Source organism: Polynucleobacter sp. IMCC 29146, from assembly GCF_021395195.1.
Lineage (GTDB): Bacteria > Pseudomonadota > Gammaproteobacteria > Burkholderiales > Burkholderiaceae > Polynucleobacter.
Genome location: NZ_JAJVCR010000003.1, coordinates 278,136 through 302,000 on the forward strand (window position 1 = coordinate 278,136; position 23,865 = coordinate 302,000).

Here is a 23,865-nt window from a genome sequence, read left to right on the forward strand (position 1 = left end):
TCATGGGGATCTCGTTATTCTATCGGTTTGGCCAATTTTTTGTTGAAAGTGCATATGAGTTTGTTATTTTCTAAATACACCTTAGGCTCGCCCAAGGGCGGATTAGAGCTAAGTAATCGGATTGTTGTGGCACCGATGTGCCAGTATTCCTCCGCTGATGGTGCGGCCACCGACTGGCATCTCATGCACTGGGGTAATTTATTAAATAGTGGTGCAGGCCTTTTTATTATTGAGGCTACCGGCGTTTTACCCGAAGCGCGTATTACACCAGTGTGCTTAGGTTTATGGGATGAGCGTACCGAAGCCGCGCTGAAAGATAAGCTTACGCGGGCCAGGGCGTTAGCACCAGCAGTACCCGTTTTTATTCAGCTCTCGCACGCTGGCCGCAAAGGTTCTAGCGCCTCGCCATGGCACGGTGGCCAATTAATTGATGAGGGGGCTGGCGGCTGGCAAGCATCAGCGCCTTCAGCCGTGCCGCAACTGCCCAATGAAAAACCACCCCGCGCCTTCACCCCAGATGAAATTCAAGACTTGATCCAAGCGTTTGTCATTGCCGCGCAACGTGCTGAGCGGATTGGGATCGATGGAGTAGAACTGCATGGTGCTCATGGGTATTTATTGCATCAGTTTTTATCACCTATTGCCAACCATCGCACTGATCAGTATGGGGGCTCGTTTGAGAATCGGATTCGTTTGGTAATTGAGTTATTCACAGCTGTCAGAGCAGCTTATCAAGGCGTTTTAGGCATTCGCCTTTCTGCTTGCGATTGGGTTGAGGGCGGCTGGACCCCTGAAGAAACCGCTGAATTAGCTTTGCGTCTGAAGACCCTAGGATGTAATTATGTCCATGTTTCATCAGGGGGCGTTTCGCATTTACAAAAAATTGCTATTGGTCCCAATTACCAAGTTTCATTTGCCAAATTAGTTAAAGAAAAATCGGGCTTACCTACCATGGCAGTGGGCTTAATTACCGATCCCCATCAAGCCGAAGCGATTTTGCAAGCTGGTGATGCCGATTTAATTGCGCTGGCTCGCGCCTTCCTCTATAAACCGCGTTGGGCTTGGGAAGCTGCCGCCGCTTTACAAGGTGAAGTTACTGCTAGTAGTCAATATTGGCGTTGTTTACCGCGTGAGGCGCAAGCTGTTTTTGGCGCAGTACGTATTGGCCAGCGCTAATTTATAACCAGCATTTTTATTTAAAGGGTTTATATGCCATTATTTAAGCGACTAGCAATGATTTTCAGCCTAGGTCTGAGCGGATTAGTAGGGCTAGCAGTGACCCAAGCTGCTGTTGCGCAATCTTTCCCTGATCACGCCATTACTTTAATCGTGCCCAATCCGCCTGGTGGCTTGGTCGATACATCGGCGCGTTTATTGAGTGAACCCCTTGCCCGCGTTCTTGGCGAAACGGTGATTGTGGAAAATAAACCTGGAGCAAGTGGCAATACAGCTTACCAGTTTGTGGCTAAAGCTAAGCCAGATGGGTATACCTTGTTGATTTCCTATTCGGGATACCACGTTGGTAATCCGGCCTTAATGGATAAATTACCGTGGGATCCGCTTAAAGATTTTGCGCCAATTGCGTTACTTACCGTCTCAACTAATGTGATTGCGGTGCATCCCTCAATTCCAGTAAATAACTTAAAAGAACTGATTGCTTATGCGAAAGCCAATCCAGGCAAGTTAAATTATGCTTCGCAGGGTAATGGCTCGGTTTCACATATTGGTACGGAAATTTTTAAACAAACCACCGGAATTGAAATGGTGCACGTGCCTTATAAAGGCTCTGGACCCGCAATTCAAGATGTCTTGGCTGGACAGGTACAGGTATTTATAACGACACCGCCATCGGTGATGCAGCACGTGCAAAGTGGCAAATTAAAAGGTTTAGCAGTGACGGGCAAAACCCGTCACCCCTCGATGCCCAACGTACCCACTACGGCTGAGGCTGGCTTGCCAAGCTTTCAGCTCGAGTCGTGGGTAGCTTTGTATGCTCCTGCTGCTACTCCGGCACCAGTCATTCTCAAGCTAAGTGAGGCAGTGAAAAAAAGTTTAGAGCAGGCAGAAGTCAAGCAACGGGCCGATACCGCAGGCGTTGAAGTGCGTTACCTCAACCCCCAGCAAATGGATGCGCTCTTGAAAAAAGAATTGCCCTATTGGAACAAGGTGATTAAAGCCGCTAATATTAAGCTTGATTAAATAGAAAGAAGTAGCAATGTCCCAGCAAGAACATCCGCAGGCTTATACCCTGCGTGAAGCGTGGTTAGAAGCAGCAGTGAAGTATTTAGAGCCCATTTTTTCTAAAGCAGGTTATGCCATTCCCCCCGTGCGAGTCTCATGCGGATTTCCGGCATCGAGTAGCCCGCGTACGACCTTAGGGCAATGTTGGCCACGGGAACGTTCGGGCGCTAGTGTTAATGAAATTTTTATCTCGCCCAAAATTGATGAACCCGTAGCTTTGTTAGATACACTGGTGCATGAGTTATGTCATGCTGTTGATGATTGTTTTAGCGGGCATGGCGAAGATTTTAAAGGTATCGCCCAAACAGTAGGGCTTGAAGGACCAGCGCGAATGGCAAAAGCGAATGAGGCCCTGGTAGTGCGTTTAATGATGATTAGTCAAGAGCTTGGCCCTTATCCACATCAAGCTATCGTATTTCCACCGCCACGGCCGAGTAACGCCAGCCGTAATAAGGCTACCTGCCCTCAATGTGGTTACGAGGTCACTTTACTGAAGAAGTGGGCTAGTTATGGCGCCCCGATTTGCCCAAAAGACTCGCTCAGAATGGTCGAGGCCATGCCTCAAACAATTGAAAATACCACCCTTACCGAGCTAGTACAAGAGCCCGATGAAATTCGACGCGCCATTAGCTAAGCGCTAAAATATCCTAACAATAATTTCTACACCGCATTTGTTATTACTCTAAGAATGCTTCCCTAATTTACTACCTTACTAAAATTAATCATCATTATGAGCGCACAAAAAATCATTCAAAATCCAAAGATCGCGATTATTCCTGGTGACGGCATTGGCAAGGAAGTCATGCCTGAGGGGGTTAGAGCCCTAGAGATCGCAGCCAGTAAGTTTGGTATCAACTTTCAGTTTGATCACTTTGATTTTGCAAGTTGTGACTACTATTTGAAGCACGGCAAGATGCTGCCCGATGATTGGTTTGATACCTTAATGAAATACGATGCTATTTTCTTTGGTGCGGTGGGTATGCCTAATATTTTAGCCGACCACCTTTCTTTGTGGGGTAGCTTAATTCAATTTAGACGGGGTTTTGATCAATATGTGAATTTACGCCCCGTACGATTATTGCCCGGTGTACCTTGTCCTTTGGCCAACCGTAAGCCTGGTGATATCGACTTCTTTGTGGTGCGTGAAAATACCGAAGGTGAATATTCAAGCGTGGGCGGCAAAATGTTCCCCGATACCGAGCGCGAATTTGTCGTACAAGAATCGGTTTTTACGCGCATTGGAACCGATCGGATTTTAAAGTTTGCCTTTGATCTAGCGCAAAGCCGATCTAAGAAACACCTGACGTCGGCAACGAAGTCGAATGGTATTGCTATTACGATGCCATATTGGGATGAGCGAGTAGAAGCAATGGCTAAAAAATACCTTGATGTAAGGATGGATAAATATCATATTGATATTCTCACGGCGCAGTTTGTGATGAATCCCGATCGCTTTGATGTGGTCGTAGCAAGCAATTTATTTGGCGATATCTTGTCTGATTTGGGTCCAGCATGCACTGGCACGATTGCAGTTGCACCATCGGGAAGTATTAACCCTGAGGGACTTTATCCCTCATTGTTTGAACCAGTTCATGGTTCAGCCCCCGATATTTTTGGTCAAAATATTGCGAACCCGATTGGTCAAATTTGGAGTGGTTCGATGATGCTAGATCATTTGGGATACCCCGCTGCGGGCAAAGCAATTTTCTCAGCAATTGAAAAAGTCTTAGCGGCTGGACCAAACCATGCCCCATTAACACCCGACTTAGGTGGTAAGGCTTGTACTGCAGATTTAGGCAAGGCAATAGCCGCAGCAATTTAATTGCGGGCTAGGGGGTAATTATTTAGCTGCCCCAGACGGGCTCCTTTTTATTGCTCTTAGCGATTTCTGTCATGACAACTTGATGTGCTTCGCAATCTGCAGCACTAGCCTGCAAGACAATTAAGTCTGTGGGTAGTGCGCGGGCTTGTCCAGTAGCATCGGTTTTACTATCGTAATCAATTAAATCGATGGTGAGGTCTTCTTGGCCACGGGTCATCGCTAAATAAACTTCAGAAAGAAGCTGCGCATCTAACAGAGCGCCGTGTAAAGTGCGGTGCTCGTTACTAATTGCAAAGCGGTCACAGAGTGCATCGAGTGAATTACGTTTACCTGGAAACATTTGTCTAGCATCAACCAAGGTATCAATCACATTGCTCAATTGCGCCTTAAAGCTTGCCCGCTTTAAGCGATTAAATTCACTTTCTAGAAAACCTAAATCAAAAGGGGCATTATGAATAATGACTTCAGCATCAGCCAAAAATTCCATTAATTCATCGGCAATATGGGCAAAGAGGGGTTTATCTGCCAGAAATTCACGTGATAGGCCGTGAACCGCATAGGCCCCCGCATCAATTTCACGCTCAGGATTAATATAGCGATGAAAGGTGCGATTACTAAGGCGGCGATTAATGAGCTCCACGCAACCAATTTCAATAATGCGATCGCCAGTTGCGGCATTCAACCCAGTGGTTTCAGTATCGAGAATAACTTGGCGCAAGATTAAGTAGCCACCAAATCTTCAGGCGGGATTTCCATCGGCCCAGTACCAGCATATTTATCGAGGTAAAGATAAATAACGGGCGTAATAATCAAAGTAACAAATTGCGAAAAAATGAGGCCGCCTGCTACTGAAATGCCTAATGGCTGTCTTAATTCTGCACCAGCACCTAAACCAAAGGCAATTGGTAAGGCGCCCATTAAAGCAGCTAGGGTGGTCATCATAATGGGGCGAAAGCGCAAGGCACAAGCTTCACGAATCGCTTGCTCGGGGGTCATACCATGGTTACGTTGCGCCTCAAGGGCAAAGTCAATTAGCAAAATCGCATTTTTCTTCACAATGCCAATGAGCAGCAAGATACCAATCGAAGCTATCACCGTTAGCTCAAAGCCAAACAAGCGTAGAGCGAGTAAGGCGCCAATCGCTGCAGAGGGTAAGCCTGCCAAAATAGTGAGGGGATGAATATAGCTTTCATAAAGTACTCCGAGTAGTACGTAAATAACCCCCAGCGCCGCCAAAATTAAAATGATTTGTCCCGATTGATTATTTTTAAAAACTGCGGCGTCGCCGCCATAACTCGTAATAATAGAAGGTGGCAATTCAATGGCTTTCACGTATTTTTCGATTTGATCGGTCGCATCACCTAAGAATATATTTGGTGCCAAGTTAAATGAAATCGTGACTGCCGGAATTTGTCCCTGATGGTTTACTGCAGTAGGGCCTATAGTACGTTTAAAACTAGCAAGACTTGAAAGTGGAATGAGTTTATCGGTAGCACGCCCGCGCACAAATATTTTATTGAGGTCCGTTTCAAACTGGCGATCTTCGGGCGCAGCTTCAAGAATTACGTAGTAGGTGTTGACGCTGCTGTAAATTGTGGAGATTTGTCGTTGACCAAAGGCGCTATACAGCGCAGTACGAATATCAGCAATATTGACTCCAGCCCCTGCTGCTTTTTCACGATCAATGTCAATTTGAACATTGAGTCCTTTTAATTGCGAGTCAGTAGTAACATCGCGAAACATCGGATTACTACGCATTTTTTCAAGTAACTTTTCGGCCCACTGGTTAACCCCCTCAAACCCAACACTTTGTAGGGTGAATTGATAGCGACTTTTACTAACGCGACCACCCAATTGTAAATTTTGAACCGGCCGCATATAAATATTTAAACCAGGTAATTGCTTAAACTGATTTCTGAGGCCCTCAAGTACTTGAGGCATTGGGAGGCGGTCACCCTTTGGTTTTAAGATAATTAAGAAGCGTCCTGTATTTGTGCCAGTACTCAGGCCGCCACCAATGATTGAAATTGAGCTCTCTACATTGGGATCTTTGCGCACAATTTCTGCAGCACGATCTTGTAAATCTAACATGGCAGTAAAAGAAATATCTTCTGCCGCTTCGGTTGTAGCGGTAATTTGGCTAATATCTTCTTCAGGAAAAAAGCCAGTAGGGCTATACATAAATAAGAGCACCGTAATAACAAAGGTCGAGATCGCTCCCCACAAGACGATTTTACGATGATGTAATGCTAAATCAAGGTAATGCAAGTAGGTCTTCAACGTCCATGCAAATATTCTGTCAAATTGCCTCAACAAGGCATTGTCGATGGAGTGCTCACCTGGTTTTGGTAAAAAGCGACTACAAAGCATGGGCACTACAGTTAACGACACTAGGGCGGAAACTAAAATGGATAAGGTCACTACAATTGCAAACTCATTAAATAACAGTCCAATGGGGCCTGGCATAAAGAATAGGGGAATAAATACGGCCACTAGAGAAATCGAGATTGAGATAATAGTGAAGCCCACTTCTTTGCTACCAATGAGTGCCGCCTTTAGAGGATCCATGCCTTTCTCAACATAACGCATGATATTTTCTAGTACCACAATAGCATCGTCGACTACGAGCCCCACTGCTAAGGTAATACCAAGGAGCGAGATATTATCTAGGCTATAGCCTAATATATAAAGCAAAAAGAAAGCGCCAATGAGTGAAATTGGCATGCTAATCGACGGAATAATTGTGGCAGAAAGGTGCTTTAGGAAGAGAAAGATGACCAACACCACGAGAAAAATAGTCAGGCCTAAGGTGAGGTTGACATCGTGAATTGAGTCTTTAATTGAGAGCGAGCGATCGTTTAATAATTGCAACTTAATTGAAGCGGGCATCTGTTGTTGAAATTGGGGCAGCAGTTTTTTTACTGCGTCAACAACTTCAACTGTGTTGGCATTAGGTTGCCGTAAAACTGCAATTGCAATCGAGCGCTCACCATCGGCAGTAGCCCAGGTTTTAATATCTTCATAACTTTGCAAGACATTGGCTACATCTTTTAAGTACACCGGTAGGCCATTCCGTTGGGCAACTACTAAATTGGCAAATTGCTCGGGCTTGAGCATTTGCTCATTTGCATAAATCGTAATACCTTGACGCGGACCATCAAGAACACCCACTGGACTATTTGAGTTTGCTTTATTTATAGCGATTGCGATTTCATCTAAGGTAAGGTTGCGGCTAGCTAAGGCATCAGGACGAGCAAGTACTCGAATGGCATAGCGTTTCGCTCCATAGACTAAGACTTGTGCCACCCCAGTAATCGTTGAGATTGTGGGCGAAAGTAAGTTTTCAGCGTAATCATTCAGCTCAGCAAGGTTCATTGAAGGTGAACTCATACGCACGACGATGACGGGGGTATCGGCAGGATTAATTTTGCGATAGGAGGGCGGCACCGTCATTTCAATTGGCAAGCGTTTTTGTGCGCGTAGTAGGGCAGCTTGCACATCGACAGCGGCTTTATCGATATCGCGGTTGTTATTAAATTCTAGGGTAATGTTCGTAACACCTAAGAAATTACTGGAGCTAATGACTTTAATGCCGTCAATCGTTGAAAATTCTTTTTCTAAGGGTAGCGCGACTGAAGAAGCCATATTTTCTGGCGAAGCACCTGGCAAGGTGCCGCTGACAGAAATAATGGGGGTATTAAAACTCGGCAACGCTGCGACTGGAATTTTGAAATAGGCAATGGCGCCAGCGATTACGATAGCCACGGATAGCAAGACGGTCATGACTGGCCGGCGGATGCATAACTCGGAAAGTGTCATTTAGCGGCAGCAGGTGCGGCGACAGGCGCGGCAGGGGTTGTGGTAGGCGCAGCACTTTTTACTGGAGTAGAGCCAGTAGCTGGTGTAGCTTCACGAATTTTGGTGCCCGGACGTAAATTTTGTTTGCCTTCAACTACCACTCGGCTGCCGGGCGCAACGCCAGTAATAACTGACTGGCCTTGATATTCATAAACCACAGAAATGGGTTTAACAGCCACTTTATCACCGGCTTCAACGATATACACAATGCGACCTTTAGGGCTAATAATGATCGCTTGGGAAGGTACGACTAATGCATCTTTCAGTTCGCCAGCATTGAGCTTCACACGGGCAAATTCTCCTGGCAATAGGATCCCTTTTTCATTAGGGATTTGCGCCTTCACACGTACCGCTGCGATGACAGGATCGACTTGGTTATCAACCACTAAAACGTTGCCGACATAACTTTTGTTGCTTGAGTCTCCTACAGTGACTGTAACCTGCATAGGGGTTCCCGCGCTTTGAGTTTCTAGAATAATGGGAATGTCTTTTTCCGAAATCACAAACTGCACATTGATGGGGTTAAGTTGAGTGATGGTAACCATGGCTCCAGTGGTGGTAGTGGCAGTTGAGCTGGTCGCAGTGATTACGGTGTTACTGGCTTGTACCAATGAGCCTGGAAAAACATTAATAATGCCGGTGCGCCCACTAATGGGAGCGCGAATCGAGTCGAACGAGAGCTGCACTTGTGATGCGTTAGCAGCAGCTTGAGCCGATCTTGCATTGGCTAGAGAGGTATCGAGCCCCGCTTTAGAGATAAAGTTTTTATCCATTAGCTCTTTAGCGCGTAAATATTGTTTTTGCGCATCATCTGCGAGCGACTTCAGTTTTTCATAGTTTGCTTTATCTACACGATCATCGAGCAAAAATAATAAGTCACCCTGTTTCACTTCTTGGCCATCTTTAATGAAAATTTTGCTTACCGTATTGGTAACCATGGGGCGAATATCGACAATACTGTTTGCCACAATGGTGCCGGTTGCTTCAATTACCAAGGGTACATTTTTAGCTTGCACAATAACCGAGGTAATGGTTTGTGGTCCACCTACTTTATCTGCTGGCGGAAAGAAATAGGTATAGGCTTTTGAGCCTACGTAAATCAAAATCAACAAGGCAATAAGACGCCATTTGTATTGACGAATAAATGCCTTGACACTAGCCAGATTAATTTTTTTAAACCGCGCGAGCAGTACTTGAGCAGTGGGGCGAGCCAGCAGCGCTTGAATACTTTGCCAAACTGCGCAGGCTGTTTTTTTAGTGCGTTTGCCTAAAGCATCTAATGTGGAGGAAAGCCAGTTTTTTTGCAGCACAGTTTTTAAATTTATATCTTGGTTAAAGGTAAAGGCAAATTGAATTATTGCAGTGCCTATTTTTTCTATCCAGCAAGGGTTCGCCACATTTTCGCATAAGCTGGAATTTACTGAAGATCGTGGTTTCCGGGCTGACTAGGGTAAAAATTCTTCAACCCCGCGATTGGCCAATTGATCGGCCAGCTCATTGCCGGGATCGCCGTTATGGCCCCGCACCCAATGCCATGAAATGGTGTGTTCTGGCAATAAAGAATCGAGTTCTTGCCATAAATCAGCATTTTTTACTGGGGCTTTTGCGGCAGTGCGCCAATTTCGGGCTTTCCACCCATCTAGCCACTCTGTAACCCCTTTTTGCACGTATTGAGAGTCGGTATAAAGGGCAACCGAACTAGCTTGTTTGAGGGCCCGTAGCGCATAAATAACGGCGCTAATTTCCATGCGATTATTGGTAGTGAGCAAAGCCCCGCCATGCAATTGCTTTTCATGGTGCCCTGAGCGTAAAACTGCGCCCCAACCACCTGGACCAGGATTGCCTTTGCAGGCGCCATCGGTATAAATCGTAATGTGCGGTAAAGCGGTTTTTTTATTCATTCCCTGGTAGCCTTGCGTGCTGCTCGACAGCGGGGGTAAGTTGGGTAAGGGCTTTAAGTCGTTTGGCGGGAATGCGCCCAAGCAGATGCATACCAGGAGTTCGCTTGATAGCTGAAATCAAAAAGACGGCCCCAAAAATAGGCCACCAGCGATTCCCCATCGGTTCTAAAAAATCCATTCTTGTCATGCCGGCGGAACTTTGTAAGGGAAATTTATAACAGCCAAAATGACCTCGATCAACTGAATAATCCAGTAATTTTAGCCAATCTTTCAGGCGTAGCAGACTAATAAATTGCCCGGTTCGTGGTAAATAGGGTGTGCCAAATAAATGGCTTAAATATTGCCTGACACCCCAAATGCTGGCTGGATTAAATCCTGAAATAATCACCCGGCCTTCGGGTAGCAAAATACGATCGACTTCCCGCAAAATTTGGTGGGGATCGGCCGCAAATTCCAACACATGGGGCAGCAGCACTAAATCAATACTTTGACTAGCAAATGGGAGTTCGGTAGGTAAACCCTCGACGATATGCCACTCTTGGCTCTGCGCTTTGATGCCAACCTCACCAGGGCTAACAGAGAGCACATGCAAGGGCATCCGATTGGCGTTTAAGCCGTCGAGCTGGGGTAAGCCAATTTGCAAAGCATGAAAGCCAAAGACATCACCCACGGCGGCTGCGAAGCGTTTTTCTTCCCAAGCTAAGACATATTGGCCCGGTGGCGAGTTTAGCCATTGTTCCCATGAAGACCACGGTGGGGCGTCATGCGCCGCGGAGGGTGGGGGAGTTGATATCATTAGGTCTTGTTTGTATCCGAGGTTTTCGTCTCATGGTCAAGAGTACAGCATTGCAAGTTTGGCCGATTCCTGCCTTTAGTGATAACTATATCTGGTGCATTCACGATGGTCATAGTGCACTGATTATTGATCCGGGTGATGCGGCCCCCGTTATTCAATATCTGCAAAAAAATCGGTTGCAGTTAAGCGGAATTTTGATCACTCATTATCACGCTGATCATATCGGCGGGATTGCCGATTTATTAAGTGCCACTCCCAATGGCGACGCTTTACCAGTTTATGGGCCTGCGGCAGAAGTGATTGCTGAACGAACCCACGCTTTAATGCAGGGGGATGAGTTTGCCATCGCTGCACCTGCGATTCATTTTCAGGTTCTCGAGGTGCCTGGTCATACCTTGGGGCATATTGCCTACTTTGCCCCCGCAATACAAGTTCAAGAGGCCAGCGAGGATGCGCAGCAGGGAGCAGAGCCGCCACGGCTATTTTGTGGCGATACTTTATTTGCTTCTGGTTGTGGTCGTTTATTTGAAGGCACACCCACACAAATGCAGACATCTTTAGCAAAATTTGCTGCCTTACCAGGCAACACCTTGGTGTACTGTACCCATGAATACACCCTTTCGAATATCCGTTTTGCTTTGGCAGTTGAACCGCATAACGTTGATTTAATTACTTGGGCCAAACGGGCAGAGGGCTTACGAGCAGCACATTTACCCACCGTACCAACAACCATTGCGCAAGAAATGAAAACTAATCCTTTTATGCGTTGTGATCAAGCGGATGTTATCGCTGCAGCATGCAAGATTGCTCAGCAACCCGCTCTAAAAAGCCCGGCAACTGTGTTAGCAGCGATTCGTGCTTGGAAAGATCAGTTTTAGTGCGCAGTGCAACGGGCTATAGCTTACAGTTATACGGGCTAGCAATCCTTGCTGCCCTAGCCTTGGGGGGCTGTGCAACAGGGCCCCAATGGAGTTCTGACACGCCCACAGGCGCAATTTCTAAAGACCCGCGCGCTGCAAAAGCCCCGCGCATTAATTTAAATGAACAGTCGGTTAGTAGTTTAGAGGCACCTAGTAATAATTTGTGGATTCATATTCGTAATGGCTTTCAAATGCCCGAGCTCGAAAGCCCATTAGTCATTCAGCAAACAGTTTGGCTTGCGGCACGCCCCGATTATGTACAGCGCTCAATGGCACGTTCATCGCGGTATTTGTTTTATATCGTGCAAGAGGTTAATTTACGGGGCATGCCTACAGAGTTAGCCCTCTTACCTTTTGTGGAAAGCGCGTTTAATCCGCAGGCTAAGTCCGTTGCTAAGGCCTCGGGTATATGGCAGTTCATGCCTAAAACAGGTAAAGACTTTAAGTTAACCCAAAATGTATTTCGGGATGAACGGCGCGATGTATTGCAGTCTACTGACGCCGCTCTAGATTATTTGCAGCGCTTATATAAACAATTTGGCGATTGGCAACTGGCTTTAGCTGCGTACAACTGGGGCGAAGGTAATGTGCAACGCGCAATTCGTAAAAATCAGGCAGCGGGCTTACCCATTGGCTACAGCGATTTAAGTATGCCGAATGAAACGCGCAACTATGTACCTAAACTCATGGCCTACCGCAATATTGTGATGCAGCCAGAAGCCTATGGCATTGTTTTGCCGCAATTAGAGAATCATCCGTATTTTGTGGCCGTGGATGTTACTCGCGATATTGATGTCAAACTCGCGGCAAATTTAGCCGAGATGCCGCTTGAGGAGTTTTTAAATTTAAATCCCTCATTTAATAAGCCAGTTATTTTAAGCGCCGCTAATCAACAAATTTTATTACCGTTTAGTCGCGCTGAAATTTTTCAAGCGAATTTAAAACAATATCAAAAACCATTAGCATCTTGGACGGCTGTCACTATTTCAAAATCAGAATCACCCGAGCAAGTTGCGAAGACCCTTGGAGTGGATGTGACGCAATTACGTGAGGTAAACGGCATTCCAAAGGGCATGCGCATTAAAGGGGGGTCGACGGTTTTAGTTCCAAAGTTGGCCAATAAAACCAGCGATATTTCTGTGAATTTAGCTGAAAATGCAAGTCTGAGCCTAGAAAAGCCGCCACCACCCCCAAAACCCAAAAAAGCGGGTACGCATTCTAAGGCGGCCTCGCAAAACGGGGCAACTAAGCGTAAATCCCCATCGACAGAGACAGCGAAATCTGCGAAAAATATACCCAATAAGCCCTTAACTGCGACAACTAGCAGTGGCAAGGTAACTGTTAAAAACTAACGTAATGGGGTCGGAACTACTATGGTGCAGGCAAGCAAGCAACACACTTCTTATAAAACTGTGCATCAAGCTTCAATTACTGATCCAATTCAATTTTGGGGAGAGCAGGCCAAGCTTATTCATTGGGAAAAGCCGTTTAATCAAGTCTTGGATTATTCCAATCCACCCTTTAGTAAATGGTTCGCGGGCGGCTTAACCAATCTTTGTTACAACGCAGTCGATCGGCATTTAGCGCAACGTGGCGACCAAATTGCTTTGGTGGCAGTTTCCACCGAAACCAACCAAGAAAAAACTTACACCTTTCAAGAGTTGCATGCGGAAGTGAACCGCATGGCAGCAATTTTAAAAACTAATGGGGTAAATAAAGGCGATCGCGTTTTAATTTATATGCCGATGATTGCGGAAGCCTGTTTTGCCATGCTGGCTTGCGCGCGAATTGGGGCAATTCACTCAGTGGTCTTTGGGGGTTTTGCTTCACATAGCTTGGCAGCGCGAATTGATGATGCGCAACCCCAAATGATTATTTCAGCTGAGGCTGGCATGCGCATGGGTAAAGGCGTACCTTACAAGCCTTTATTAGATGAGGCGATTGCTTTAGCTGTATCAAAGCCAGCCAAGGTGCTCATTGTGAATCGGGGGTTGACTCCATACACAGCTGTAGCGGGGCGCGATTTAGATTACGCTGCCGAGCGGGAAAAAAACATCGCTGCACAAGTTCCCGTGGAATGGGTTGATGCCACGCATCCCTCCTATATTTTATATACCTCTGGCACAACTGGAAAACCGAAAGGCGTGCAGCGCGATACGGGTGGTTATGCCGTGGCCCTTACAGCGAGCATGCAGCATATTTTTTGTGGCAAGCCAGGTGAGACGATGTTTACTACATCGGATATTGGCTGGGTAGTAGGGCATAGCTACATTATTTATGCACCACTTTTAAACGGTATGGCGACCATCATGTATGAAGGCACGCCGTTACGACCCGATGCAGGAATTTGGTGGAGTTTAGTTGAAAAATATAAAGTCTCGGTGATGTTCTCTGCGCCAACGGCAGTGCGCGTGCTGAAGAAACAAGACCCTAGTTTTTTAAGCAAATATGACTTGTCGAGCTTGCGCTATTTATTTTTGGCTGGTGAACCACTTGATGAACCCACTGCGAATTGGATTCATGGCGCCATTAATAAACCCGTAGTAGATAACTATTGGCAGACCGAAACCGGCTGGCCTATTTTGGCAATTCAAAGTGGAGTTGAGGTCATGCCCCATAAATTTGGTTCGCCTGGCTTACCTTCCTTTGGGTACAACATGAAATTGCTCGATGATGCTACTGGCGCTGAGTTAGGCGCCGACGCCAAAGGCGTAATTGCTATTGAGGGCCCCTTACCACCGGGTTGTATGCAAACGATTTGGGGAGATGATGCGCGTTATGTGAAGACCTATTGGGAATCAATTCCTGGCAAGTTAATTTATTCGACCTTCGATTGGGGTATTAAAGATAGTGATGGTTACTTTTTTATTCTTGGGCGTACCGATGATGTAATTAATGTGGCTGGCCATCGATTAGGAACACGTGAAATTGAAGAAAGTTTGTCTAGTCACCCGAATTTAGCCGAGGTTGCCGTAGTTGGTATTGCTGATCAATTGAAGGGCCAAGTTGCGATTGGCTTTGCTATTCCGAAGGATGCTTCACAAACTGCCACTTTAGAAGCCGAACTGATGAAAACAGTGGATTCCCAGTTAGGGGCCGTTGCTCGCCCAGCAAGAGTCTACATCGTTCATGCTTTACCCAAAACGCGGTCAGGAAAAATTGTGCGACGTGCTTTACAAGCAGTGGCTGAAGGGCGCGATCCTGGCGACATCAGCACTATGGAAGACCAAGCGGTTTTGGCGCATATTAAAGAAGTGATTGAGCAAAAGCGCGGCTAGTCTGTAGGCAAGCTGGTATGATAGTGGGGTTCGTAACTCATAAATTACCCTAGCGCTTAAAGACACTCACCTCCCGCAAATTGTCCCGGGTAGGTCTTTTGGGGCGAGCAGGGTCGGATGGCAGTAGGGATTGGAGAATTTTTGTCACCCTTACTTCCTTCTTTTCCTCCCGCGGTACTGGCGCTCGCAGATGGCAGCGTTTTTGCTGGTTACAGTATTGGCGCCCCTGGTGAAACTTCTGGTGAAGTTGTTTTTAATACCGCCATGACAGGTTACCAAGAAATCTTGACTGATCCCAGTTACGCAAGGCAAATTGTTACCTTAACTTATCCACACATTGGTAATGTGGGGGTGAATGCGCAAGATGCAGAATCGGCGCAGGTTTACGCAGCAGGTTTAATAGTGAAAGATTTATCGCGGCGGGTTTCGAATTTCCGTGCTGAAGATAGTTTGGAACATTATTTGCAAGAGGCCAAGGTTCCGGGTATTGCTGGTATCGATACCCGTAAGTTAACGCGATTATTGCGCGATAAGGGTGCACAGTCAGGTGCCATCGTGGCCGGTCGTATTGGCGATAATGTGGCGGAGTTAAGTAAACAAGCTTTGCAGTTAGCAAAATCGTTTGCAGGTATGGCTGGTCTCGACTTAGCGCAAGTGGTTACCACTTCATATGCCTATGAATGGCGTGAAGGTGAATGGGAATTGCATGGCCCCATTGGTAAGCCAGCCTATCGGCTGCTTGATGAAGATAAACCTCCAAAAAATATAGGCAAATTAAAACATGTCGTGGCCTACGACTTTGGTGTGAAACGTAATATCTTAAGAATGCTAACTGAGCGCGGCTGCTTATTAACGATAGTGCCAGCTAAAACGAGTGCCGCTGAAGTGATGGCGATGAAACCAGATGGCGTATTTTTATCGAATGGCCCAGGCGATCCCGAGCCTTGCGATTACGCCATTACAGCTGCCAAGACCATTATCGACGCTGGTATTCCTACCTTTGGTATTTGTTTGGGACATCAAATCATGGGTTTAGCGGCGGGGGCCAAAACCCTCAAAATGAAATTTGGTCATCATGGTGCAAATCATCCCGTTAAAGATCTCGAGAGTGGCAAGGTTGCCATAACTTCACAAAACCACGGCTTTGCAGTTGATGCAAAAACCTTACCAGCTAATGTGCGCATTACTCACGTGTCTTTATTTGATGGTTCATTGCAAGGCTTAGCTTGGAAAGATAAGCCGGCCTTTTGCTTCCAAGGTCACCCTGAAGCATCGCCCGGACCCCATGACATTGCTTACTTGTTTGATCGCTTTATAGATTTAATGCAAGCTCCTAAGCAGCAGGAGGTTACCTGTGCCTAAGCGTAGCGATTTAAAAAGTATCTTAATTATTGGCGCTGGTCCGATTGTGATTGGTCAAGCGTGTGAGTTTGATTACTCTGGTGCGCAAGCTTGCAAAGCTTTGCGTGATGAAGGTTACAAAGTTATTTTGGTTAATAGTAATCCTGCGACCATCATGACCGATCCCGATATGGCCGATGTAACTTACATTGAACCCATTACCTGGGAAGTAGTTGAGCGCATTATTGCGCTAGAAAAGCCCGATGCCATTTTGCCAACAATGGGCGGCCAAACTGCCTTAAATTGCGCACTTGATTTGCATCGTCACGGGGTTTTAGAAAAATATGGTTGCGAACTAATTGGCGCCTCTCCCGAAGCGATTGATAAAGCAGAAGATCGGCAGAAGTTTAAAAATGCCATGACGAAAATTGGCCTAGGCTCGGCTAAATCAGGCATTGCCCATACCATGGAAGAAGCCTTAGCAGTGCAACAACGCCTTCAAACTGAAACCCATAGTGCCGGTTTTCCAGTAGTCATTCGTCCTTCATTTACGATGGGTGGTTCTGGCGGCGGCATTGCTTATAACCGCGAGGAATTTGAAGAAATTTGTAAGCGTGGTCTCGAGCTATCACCCACTAATGAATTATTAATTGAAGAATCATTATTGGGTTGGAAAGAGTTTGAGATGGAAGTGGTGCGTGACCGAGCAGATAACTGCATTATTGTTTGCTCGATTGAAAACCTCGATCCGATGGGCATCCATACTGGCGATTCAATTACCGTTGCCCCAGCGCAAACTTTAACGGATAAAGAATATCAATTGATGCGTAATGCTTCAATTGCGGTCTTACGAGAAATCGGTGTTGATACAGGTGGTTCGAACGTGCAATTTTCTATTAACCCGGTTGATGGACGCATGATCGTTATTGAAATGAATCCCCGGGTCTCGCGTTCTTCGGCCTTGGCCTCAAAGGCTACTGGCTTTCCGATTGCCAAAATTGCTGCCAAGTTAGCAGTGGGTTACACCTTAGATGAATTACAAAATGATATTACTGGTGGCGCTACGCCAGCATCGTTTGAGCCTACCTTAGATTACGTCGTAACTAAAATTCCCCGTTTTGCTTTCGAAAAATTTCCCCAAGCCGATTCACGCTTAACGACGCAAATGAAATCGGTTGGTGAAGTCATGGCAATTGGCCGCACTTTCCAAGAATCATTTCAAAAAGCCTTACGTGGCTTAGAGGTTGGGGTCGACGGACTCGATGAAAAATCGACTGAATTAGAAGAGATCATTCAAGAAATTGGTGAACCTGGCCCAGAGCGTATTTGGTATGTGGGCGATGCTTTTCGATTAGGCATGAGCCTTGATGAAATTTATGACGAAACTAAAATTGATCCTTGGTTTTTAGAACAAATTGAGGAACTCATCCAGCTAGAGGCAGACGTCAAGCTGCGCCAGCTTGATTCCCTAAAGGCTGCCGAATTACGTTTCTTAAAGCAAAAAGGCTTTTCTGATCGTCGCTTAGCCCGATTAATGCAAGTCGATACTGCTGCGGTACGCGCTGCACGCCAGCGCTTAAAAGTGTTGCCAGTTTATAAGCGGGTCGATACTTGCGCTGCCGAATTTTCTACTAATACTGCTTATTTGTATTCTACCTATGAGGCCGAGCACGGTGAATGTGAAGCTAACCCAAGTCAACGTGACAAGATCATGGTGCTAGGTGGTGGCCCTAACCGGATTGGCCAAGGGATTGAGTTTGATTATTGCTGTGTGCATGCGGCGCTAGCCTTGCGTGAGGATGGCTATGAAACCATCATGGTGAATTGCAATCCTGAAACCGTGTCAACCGACTACGATACTTCCGATCGTTTGTACTTTGAGCCGCTTACTTTAGAGGACGTATTAGAAATTGTTGCCAAAGAAAAGCCGCTAGGTGTCATTGTGCAATATGGCGGCCAAACGCCGTTGAAGCTAGCGTTAGACCTAGAGGCGAACGGCGTGCCAATTATTGGTACCTCACCCGATATGATTGATGCGGCTGAAGATCGTGAGCGTTTTCAAAAATTGTTGCAAACCCTAGGTTTGCTCCAGCCACCAAATCGAACCGCGCGCGCTGAAGATGAAGCCTTGATATTAGCCGAAGAAATTGGCTATCCTCTGGTGGTGCGGCCATCGTATGTATTAGGTGGTAGAGCAATGGAAATTGTTCATGATGGCCGCGATTTACAACGCTATATGCGTGAAGCGATGAAGGTCTCGCACGATTCACCGGTTTTACTAGATCGTTTTTTAAATGATGCGATTGAATGCGATGTCGATTGTATTAGCGATGGGCAGCAAGTCTTTATTGGCGCGGTGATGGAGCATATTGAACAAGCTGGAGTGCATTCGGGTGACTCCGCCTGCTCTTTACCGCCTTACTCCTTAATACCCTCAACAGTCGCTGAAATAAAACGTCAAACTGCAGCGATGGCTAAAGGCCTCAATGTAGTGGGCTTAATGAATGTGCAGTTTGCGATTCAGAATGTAGCTGGTAAAGATGTCATCTACGTTCTGGAGGTGAATCCGCGTGCTTCGCGCACCGTTCCCTATGTATCGAAGGCCACAGGGCTGCAATTAGCAAAAATTGCCGCGCGCTGTATGGTTGGTCAAACATTAGCTCAGCAAGGTATTGTGGCCGAGGTTATTCCAACTTACTTCTCAGTTAAAGAAGCGGTCTTTCCCTTTAATAAATTTCCTGGTATTGACCCCATTTTGGGCCCCGAGATGCGTTCTACTGGTGAGGTAATGGGGGTAGGACGAACTTTTGGTGAAGCGCTGTTTAAATCGCAATTAGGCGCTGGTATTAAGTTGCCTAAAAGTGGCACGGTCGTATTGACTGTGAAAGATAGCGATAAGGCAGTTGCAGTAGAAGTGGCCCATATCTTGCATGAATTAGGCTTTCCCATGGTGGCGACCAAAGGTACTGCCGCAGCAATTACGGCTGCTGGATTACCTGTGCGGATGGTGAATAAGGTTAAAGATGGTCGACCCCATATTGTTGACATGATCAAAAACGGGGAAATCTCCTTGGTCTTTACTACCGTTGATGAAACCCGTACCGCCATTGCCGATTCTCGCTCGATTCGCACAAGTGCCCAAGCAAATAATGTGACTTACTACACTACCATTAGCGCAGCTAGAGCGGTCATGGAAGGTTTATTAAGTTTTAGTAAGAGTTCAGATAGCGGCAAAGATGCTTTAGCGGTCTATTCCTTGCAGGATTTACACCGCTCACTGCCATAGCTTAGAATTAGGGTTATGAGCACAATTCCATTAACTAAGCTTGGCGCGCAACTTTTGAAAGAAGAGCTGCAGCGCTTGAAGCACGTCGAGCGCCCAGCGGTGATTAACGCAATTTCAGAAGCCCGTGCCCAAGGCGATCTTTCTGAAAATGCCGAGTACGATGCCGCAAAAGAAAAGCAAGGTTTTATTGAGGGTCGGATTCAAGATCTGGAAAGTAAATTAGCCGCCGCCCAAATTATTGATCCTGCTACCTTAGACGTCAATGGGCAAGTTGTTTTTGGAGCCACGGTCGATTTAGAAGATTTAGAAAATGGCACGAAGTTTACCTACCAAATTGTGGGTGATGATGAGGCTGATATCGCGGTCAATAAAATTTCTATTAGCTCACCTATTGCGCGGGCTTTAATCAGCAAGGAAGAGGGCGACGTGGTTAAAGTGCAAGCGCCTGGCGGCAATCGCGAAGTTGAAATTTTAGCTGTACGGTATATTTAATTTATTTCAGCTATGCCGATGGTCGAAGTGGTACCAGTAAATTCAAGCTATGCTGGTGCACGGCGCCTATTCATGATACTCAGCAATTTATGGGTTGGCAGTATATTAACCGTCGGTTACTTGGTCGCTCCAACCATTTTTTCTCAACTCTTTGATCGGCAAGCCGCTGGCATGATGGCTGGCGCAATTTTCCGGGTCGAGGCTTATGTAAGTTTGGTGACATCTGTAGGGCTTTTGGTTTTTGCCAATTTACTGATCAATCGCGGCTTGAATCAATTTCGTCTCGTTCGCTGGTTATTACTAGGCATGCTGATTTGTACTTTATGCGCGACATTTATTCTCATTCCTTGGTTAGAAATGATACGCGATCAGGCTTTACAGCAGGGTATGCCAGTGATGCTTTCACCATCAGCTACTTTATTTAGTAGGCTTCATGGCATGTCGAGCATTTTATTTTTATGCCAAAGTGTTTTGGGTTTAGTCTTGGTATGGCGGTTGAGTGGAAAAGCGGAATAGATTCAGCTAAACCAATAAACTCAGCTAAACCATTTGTATTACCCCAATAATTTTTTCTTAGTACTGCTTTGGCGCACTTTGCGCCGCTTAGGGTTTGGTGCTGGCGCGCTTAATTTGCGCGAGGTGTAGCCTGCCGAAGTCCAGCCAATTTTAGATTCACGTACCGGCGCTTTCGAGCCTTTGCCAACTGTTTTTGGTGGCGTGCTGACTTTTTTGCTTGCGGTCTTGCGCGTTGTCTTGAGCGCAGTTCGTGGGGCTTGAATTTTTTTCTTGGTCTTTTTAGCCGAGCGTGCAAAAGCTTCATCTTCTGCGGCAGTAGGTTTGGGGCGCCAGACTACGAATAGTTTGCCAATCTGTTGTACTGGGGCTGCGTGCAAAGCGTCGCAAAGCTTGGCGTACATCTCGGCACGTAATTCACGATCATCGCCCAGCACCCGAATTTTAATCAGCTCATGGCTTTTAAGTGCCAATTGCGCTTCTTTGATGACGTTGGCACTCAAGCCAGCATTGCCAATCATGACAACAGGATTAAGATCATGGGCTTTGGCTTTAAGCGATTTGCGTTGGGCAGGGGTAATGGTTAATTTAGTCATAGCTTGCGATGATAGTGCATTCGAAATTACACGCATTTGCACTGCTACAAAGAAATCAGCGAAAATAGCCCATCGTGGCAAAAAATAAATTTAATAAAAGCTGGTTACAAGATCATTTAAATGATCCCTATGTAAAGATGGCCCAAAAAGATGGCTATCGCGCACGGGCGGTATATAAGCTTAAAGAAATTGACGAGCAAGATCATTTAATTAAAGCAGGTATGGTGGTCATCGATTTAGGTAGTGCTCCAGGCAGCTGGTCTCAATACGTACGTACCCGCTTAGTTGAGCTAGGCAAAAGCAATCCCAAAATTGAGTCGGGCAAGCCGGACGGCTGCATCATTGCCATTGACTTGCTGCCCATGGAAGCCATTGCTGATGTTAGTTTTATCGAAGGAGATTTTCGTGAAGACGCGGGAATTGCTGCCGTTACTGCTTTGCTACCGGGGGGAGTGGATAGCAAGGTTGACTTGGTACTGTCTGATATGGCGCCCAATTTATCAGGGGTAGGGGTTGCCGATGCTGCCCGCATGGCGTATTTGGCTGAATTAGCCCTTGATTTTGCCGTGGCACGCTTAAAGCCCGATGGCGCTCTATTGATTAAAAGCTTTCATGGCAGTGGCTACAGCCAAATTGTCGAGGCTTTTAAAAAGGTCTTTAAAACCGTAACCCCTCGAAAGCCTAAGGCCTCGCGAGATAAATCGGCTGAAACCTTTCTCTTGGGTCGAAATTTAAAGCCTGCCGCTATATCCTCAGGGACTTAGGGCTTGATTAACCCTAATAACAACAGTAGTTTATTGGATTTATTTGTTCTCAGCCCTTGAATATAGGGAGTAGTAGAATCATATACATAGGGTATTCATGGGGTTTACGGTGTTTATTGGGGTTTTATAGGTTTTTACTCCCGAATTAATTCGGCAAAGGTGTGCATTTGAATAGCAATATGTTCCAGAAAATTGGGGTTTGGCTCATTGTGGGTCTGGTTTTATTCACCGTTTTCAAGCAATTTGATAAGCCGCGCTCACAAGAGCAGGTTACTTACTCGCAATTTATGGATGACGCCAAGGGCGGCAAAATTAAACGCGTGGATGTACAAGGCCGTACCCTTCAAGTAACGCCTAGCGACGGCGTTAAGTATTCGATTATTTCGCCTGGCGATATTTGGATGGTAGGCGACTTGATGAAGTTTGGCGTGCAAGTAACCGGTAAAGCGGAAGATGAGCCAAATTTATTGGTATCTGCTTTGTATTACCTCGGACCCACTTTATTGATTATTGGTTTTTGGTTTTTTATGATGCGCCAAATGCAAGGTGGCGGCAAGGGCGGTGCCTTTTCTTTCGGTAAATCGAAGGCGCGCTTGATTGATGAAAATAGCAATACCGTGACCTTTAATGATGTGGCGGGTTGTGATGAGGCCAAAGAAGAAGTATCTGAATTAGTCGATTTCTTAAAAGACCCGCAAAAATTTCAAAAACTGGGTGGGCGAATTCCGCATGGTGTGTTATTGGTTGGCCCTCCAGGTACAGGTAAAACCTTATTAGCGCGCGCCATTGCTGGTGAAGCTAAGGTACCGTTCTTTTCGATTTCGGGTTCCGACTTTGTGGAAATGTTTGTTGGTGTGGGCGCATCGCGTGTGCGCGATATGTTTGATAACGCTAAAAAACATTCACCATGCATTATTTTTATTGATGAAATTGATGCCGTTGGTCGCCATCGTGGTGCTGGTATGGGCGGTGGTAACGATGAGCGCGAACAAACCCTCAATCAAATGTTAGTTGAAATGGATGGCTTTGAGAGTAATAGCGGCGTAATTGTCGTTGCTGCGACTAATCGCTCAGATGTGCTCGATCGGGCCTTATTGCGTCCAGGTCGTTTCGATCGCCAAGTACACGTTGGCTTGCCGGACATTCGGGGCCGTGAACAAATTTTGCAAGTACATATGCGCAAAGTACCGATTAACCCCGATGTCGATGCAGCAGTAATTGCGCGTGGCACTCCCGGATTTTCTGGTGCCGATTTAGCGAACCTGGTGAATGAGTCGGCTTTATTTGCTGCGCGCCGTAATAAACGCTCAGTTGATATGCAAGACTTCGAAGACGCTAAAGACAAAATTTATATGGGTCCCGAACGTAAATCGGCAGTTATGCGTGAAGAAGAGCGGCGCAATACGGCTTATCACGAATCGGGTCACGCAGTGGTGGCGAAAACCTTGCCCAAAGCCGATCCAGTGCATAAAGTCACGATCATGCCGCGCGGTATGGCTTTAGGCGTTACTTGGCAGTTGCCTGAGTTTGATCGCATTAATATGTATAAAGATCGGATGTTGGAAGAGCTGGCTATTTTGTTTGGTGGCCGTGCCGCCGAAGAGGTTTTCTTACACTCGATGAGTACTGGGGCCTCAAATGACTTTGAGCGCGCGACAAAACTGGCGCGTGATATGGTGACGCGTTATGGCATGAGCGATAGCTTGGGCACCATGGTCTATGTTGATACCGAACAAGACAATATGTTTGGGCGCATGAATGTGAAAACGGTTTCTGAAGAGACGCAGCAAAAAGTCGATGCTGAAATACGTACCCTCATCGATACGCAGTACGGTGTAGCCAAAGCGATATTGGAGCAAAATCGCGAAAAAGTAGAAGCCATGGTAGTTGCTTTGTTGGAATGGGAAACCTTAGATGCTGAGCAAATAAATGACATCATGGCAGGTCGTCCACCACGGGCACCTAAGCCACCCCCAATTACCAGCGCTTTTGGAAACTCAGCTGGTGGGGCATCAGGTCCTACAGCTGATAATGCCCCAGCACCAGCTTAAGAAATA

General features: G+C 46.3%; 19 protein-coding genes. 13 read left to right on the forward strand and 6 right to left on the reverse strand.

Annotated elements, in window-relative coordinates; all coding sequences use genetic code 11:
- Positions 1-54 precede the first annotated feature (54 nt).
- The 4 genes from LZT22_RS05225 to LZT22_RS05240 all read left to right on the forward strand — a co-directional run bounded on the left by LZT22_RS05225 (position 55) and on the right by LZT22_RS05240 (position 4,063).
- Positions 55-1,176 (forward strand): NADH:flavin oxidoreductase/NADH oxidase, encoded by a 1,122-nt coding sequence (locus tag LZT22_RS05225; protein WP_233924009.1) that lies wholly within the window; start codon positions 55-57, stop codon positions 1,174-1,176.
- 33 nt (positions 1,177-1,209) lie between these two features.
- Entirely contained in the window at positions 1,210-2,199 is a 990-nt protein-coding gene (locus LZT22_RS05230; RefSeq protein WP_370635186.1) for a Bug family tripartite tricarboxylate transporter substrate binding protein, read from the forward strand.
- 16 nt (positions 2,200-2,215) lie between these two features.
- Positions 2,216-2,875: a SprT family zinc-dependent metalloprotease gene (locus LZT22_RS05235; RefSeq protein WP_233924010.1), complete on the forward strand. Its 660-nt coding sequence runs from the start codon at positions 2,216-2,218 to the stop codon at positions 2,873-2,875.
- A 114-nt stretch (positions 2,876-2,989) separates the two neighbouring features.
- The gene (locus tag LZT22_RS05240) at positions 2,990-4,063 is read left to right on the forward strand and encodes a tartrate dehydrogenase (RefSeq protein WP_370635190.1); all 1,074 of its coding nucleotides are present in this window, start codon (positions 2,990-2,992) and stop codon (positions 4,061-4,063) included.
- 22 nt (positions 4,064-4,085) lie between these two features.
- Here the strand turns inward: LZT22_RS05240 and dnaQ are convergent, their stop codons facing one another.
- The 5 genes from dnaQ to LZT22_RS05265 all read right to left on the reverse strand — a co-directional run bounded on the left by dnaQ (position 4,086) and on the right by LZT22_RS05265 (position 10,618).
- The gene (gene dnaQ, locus LZT22_RS05245; protein WP_233924011.1) at positions 4,086-4,781 is read right to left on the reverse strand and encodes a DNA polymerase III subunit epsilon; all 696 of its coding nucleotides are present in this window, start codon (positions 4,779-4,781) and stop codon (positions 4,086-4,088) included.
- Positions 4,782-4,783: 2 nt separating this feature from the next.
- Positions 4,784-7,882: an efflux RND transporter permease subunit gene (locus LZT22_RS05250; protein ID WP_233924012.1), complete on the reverse strand. Its 3,099-nt coding sequence runs from the start codon at positions 7,880-7,882 to the stop codon at positions 4,784-4,786.
- The gene (locus tag LZT22_RS05255; RefSeq protein WP_233924013.1) at positions 7,879-9,231 is read right to left on the reverse strand and encodes an efflux RND transporter periplasmic adaptor subunit; all 1,353 of its coding nucleotides are present in this window, start codon (positions 9,229-9,231) and stop codon (positions 7,879-7,881) included. Before LZT22_RS05255 ends, LZT22_RS05250 begins: the two co-directional genes overlap by 4 nt.
- Before the next feature lie 135 nt (positions 9,232-9,366).
- Entirely contained in the window at positions 9,367-9,822 is a 456-nt protein-coding gene (gene rnhA, locus LZT22_RS05260) for a ribonuclease HI (protein WP_233924014.1), read from the reverse strand.
- Complete coding sequence (locus LZT22_RS05265) at positions 9,815-10,618, reverse strand: class I SAM-dependent methyltransferase (RefSeq protein ID WP_233924015.1); 804 nt, start codon at positions 10,616-10,618, stop codon at positions 9,815-9,817. The genes rnhA and LZT22_RS05265 overlap by 8 nt, the downstream gene beginning before the upstream one ends.
- A gap of 32 nt (positions 10,619-10,650) precedes the next feature.
- Between LZT22_RS05265 and gloB the strand changes: the two genes are divergently transcribed.
- The 7 genes from gloB to LZT22_RS05300 all read left to right on the forward strand — a co-directional run bounded on the left by gloB (position 10,651) and on the right by LZT22_RS05300 (position 20,451).
- Positions 10,651-11,496 carry a hydroxyacylglutathione hydrolase gene (gene gloB, locus LZT22_RS05270; RefSeq protein ID WP_233924016.1) on the forward strand — a complete coding sequence of 282 codons (846 nt, stop codon included), beginning with the start codon at positions 10,651-10,653 and terminating at the stop codon, positions 11,494-11,496.
- On the forward strand, positions 11,415-12,890 hold the full coding sequence (locus LZT22_RS05275; protein ID WP_233924017.1) for a transglycosylase SLT domain-containing protein: 1,476 nt from the start codon (positions 11,415-11,417) through the stop codon (positions 12,888-12,890). Before gloB ends, LZT22_RS05275 begins: the two co-directional genes overlap by 82 nt.
- Positions 12,891-12,911: 21 nt before the next feature.
- Positions 12,912-14,816 (forward strand): propionate--CoA ligase, encoded by a 1,905-nt coding sequence (locus tag LZT22_RS05280; RefSeq protein ID WP_233924018.1) that lies wholly within the window; start codon positions 12,912-12,914, stop codon positions 14,814-14,816.
- A 141-nt stretch (positions 14,817-14,957) separates the two neighbouring features.
- On the forward strand, positions 14,958-16,178 hold the full coding sequence (gene carA, locus LZT22_RS05285) for a glutamine-hydrolyzing carbamoyl-phosphate synthase small subunit (RefSeq protein WP_233924019.1): 1,221 nt from the start codon (positions 14,958-14,960) through the stop codon (positions 16,176-16,178).
- Positions 16,171-19,443 carry a carbamoyl-phosphate synthase large subunit gene (carB, locus tag LZT22_RS05290; protein WP_233924020.1) on the forward strand — a complete coding sequence of 1,091 codons (3,273 nt, stop codon included), beginning with the start codon at positions 16,171-16,173 and terminating at the stop codon, positions 19,441-19,443. Before carA ends, carB begins: the two co-directional genes overlap by 8 nt.
- A 15-nt stretch (positions 19,444-19,458) precedes the next feature.
- A complete protein-coding gene (gene greA, locus LZT22_RS05295; RefSeq protein ID WP_233924021.1) occupies positions 19,459-19,935 on the forward strand; it encodes a transcription elongation factor GreA in 477 nt (158 codons plus the stop codon).
- A gap of 12 nt (positions 19,936-19,947) precedes the next feature.
- Positions 19,948-20,451 (forward strand): DUF4149 domain-containing protein, encoded by a 504-nt coding sequence (locus LZT22_RS05300; protein ID WP_233924022.1) that lies wholly within the window; start codon positions 19,948-19,950, stop codon positions 20,449-20,451.
- A gap of 38 nt (positions 20,452-20,489) precedes the next feature.
- On the opposite strand, the gene LZT22_RS05305 is transcribed toward LZT22_RS05300, so the two are convergent.
- A complete protein-coding gene (locus tag LZT22_RS05305; protein ID WP_233924023.1) occupies positions 20,490-21,044 on the reverse strand; it encodes a YhbY family RNA-binding protein in 555 nt (184 codons plus the stop codon).
- 74 nt (positions 21,045-21,118) lie between these two features.
- Here LZT22_RS05305 and LZT22_RS05310 point away from each other — a divergent pair, with 74 nt between their 5' ends.
- On the forward strand, positions 21,119-21,808 hold the full coding sequence (locus tag LZT22_RS05310) for an RlmE family RNA methyltransferase (RefSeq protein ID WP_233924024.1): 690 nt from the start codon (positions 21,119-21,121) through the stop codon (positions 21,806-21,808).
- A 167-nt stretch (positions 21,809-21,975) separates the two neighbouring features.
- Positions 21,976-23,859: an ATP-dependent zinc metalloprotease FtsH gene (ftsH, locus tag LZT22_RS05315; RefSeq protein ID WP_233924025.1), complete on the forward strand. Its 1,884-nt coding sequence runs from the start codon at positions 21,976-21,978 to the stop codon at positions 23,857-23,859.
- The last annotated feature ends 6 nt before the right edge of the window (positions 23,860-23,865 follow it).

Coding starts and splice junctions, on each gene's coding strand:
- LZT22_RS05275 (WP_233924017.1), top strand. CDS start 11,415: ATGCAAGATTGCTCAGCAACCCGCTCTAAAAAGCCCGGCAACTGTGTT.
- LZT22_RS05225 (WP_233924009.1), top strand. CDS start 55: ATGAGTTTGTTATTTTCTAAATACACCTTAGGCTCGCCCAAGGGCGGA.
- rnhA (WP_233924014.1), bottom strand. CDS start 9,822: ATGAATAAAAAAACCGCTTTACCGCACATTACGATTTATACCGATGGC.
- LZT22_RS05305 (WP_233924023.1), bottom strand. CDS start 21,044: ATGACTAAATTAACCATTACCCCTGCCCAACGCAAATCGCTTAAAGCC.
- greA (WP_233924021.1), top strand. CDS start 19,459: ATGAGCACAATTCCATTAACTAAGCTTGGCGCGCAACTTTTGAAAGAA.
- LZT22_RS05235 (WP_233924010.1), top strand. CDS start 2,216: ATGTCCCAGCAAGAACATCCGCAGGCTTATACCCTGCGTGAAGCGTGG.
- LZT22_RS05280 (WP_233924018.1), top strand. CDS start 12,912: ATGGTGCAGGCAAGCAAGCAACACACTTCTTATAAAACTGTGCATCAA.
- LZT22_RS05230 (WP_370635186.1), top strand. CDS start 1,210: ATGCCATTATTTAAGCGACTAGCAATGATTTTCAGCCTAGGTCTGAGC.
- LZT22_RS05250 (WP_233924012.1), bottom strand. CDS start 7,882: ATGACACTTTCCGAGTTATGCATCCGCCGGCCAGTCATGACCGTCTTG.
- LZT22_RS05300 (WP_233924022.1), top strand. CDS start 19,948: ATGCCGATGGTCGAAGTGGTACCAGTAAATTCAAGCTATGCTGGTGCA.
- LZT22_RS05265 (WP_233924015.1), bottom strand. CDS start 10,618: ATGATATCAACTCCCCCACCCTCCGCGGCGCATGACGCCCCACCGTGG.
- gloB (WP_233924016.1), top strand. CDS start 10,651: ATGGTCAAGAGTACAGCATTGCAAGTTTGGCCGATTCCTGCCTTTAGT.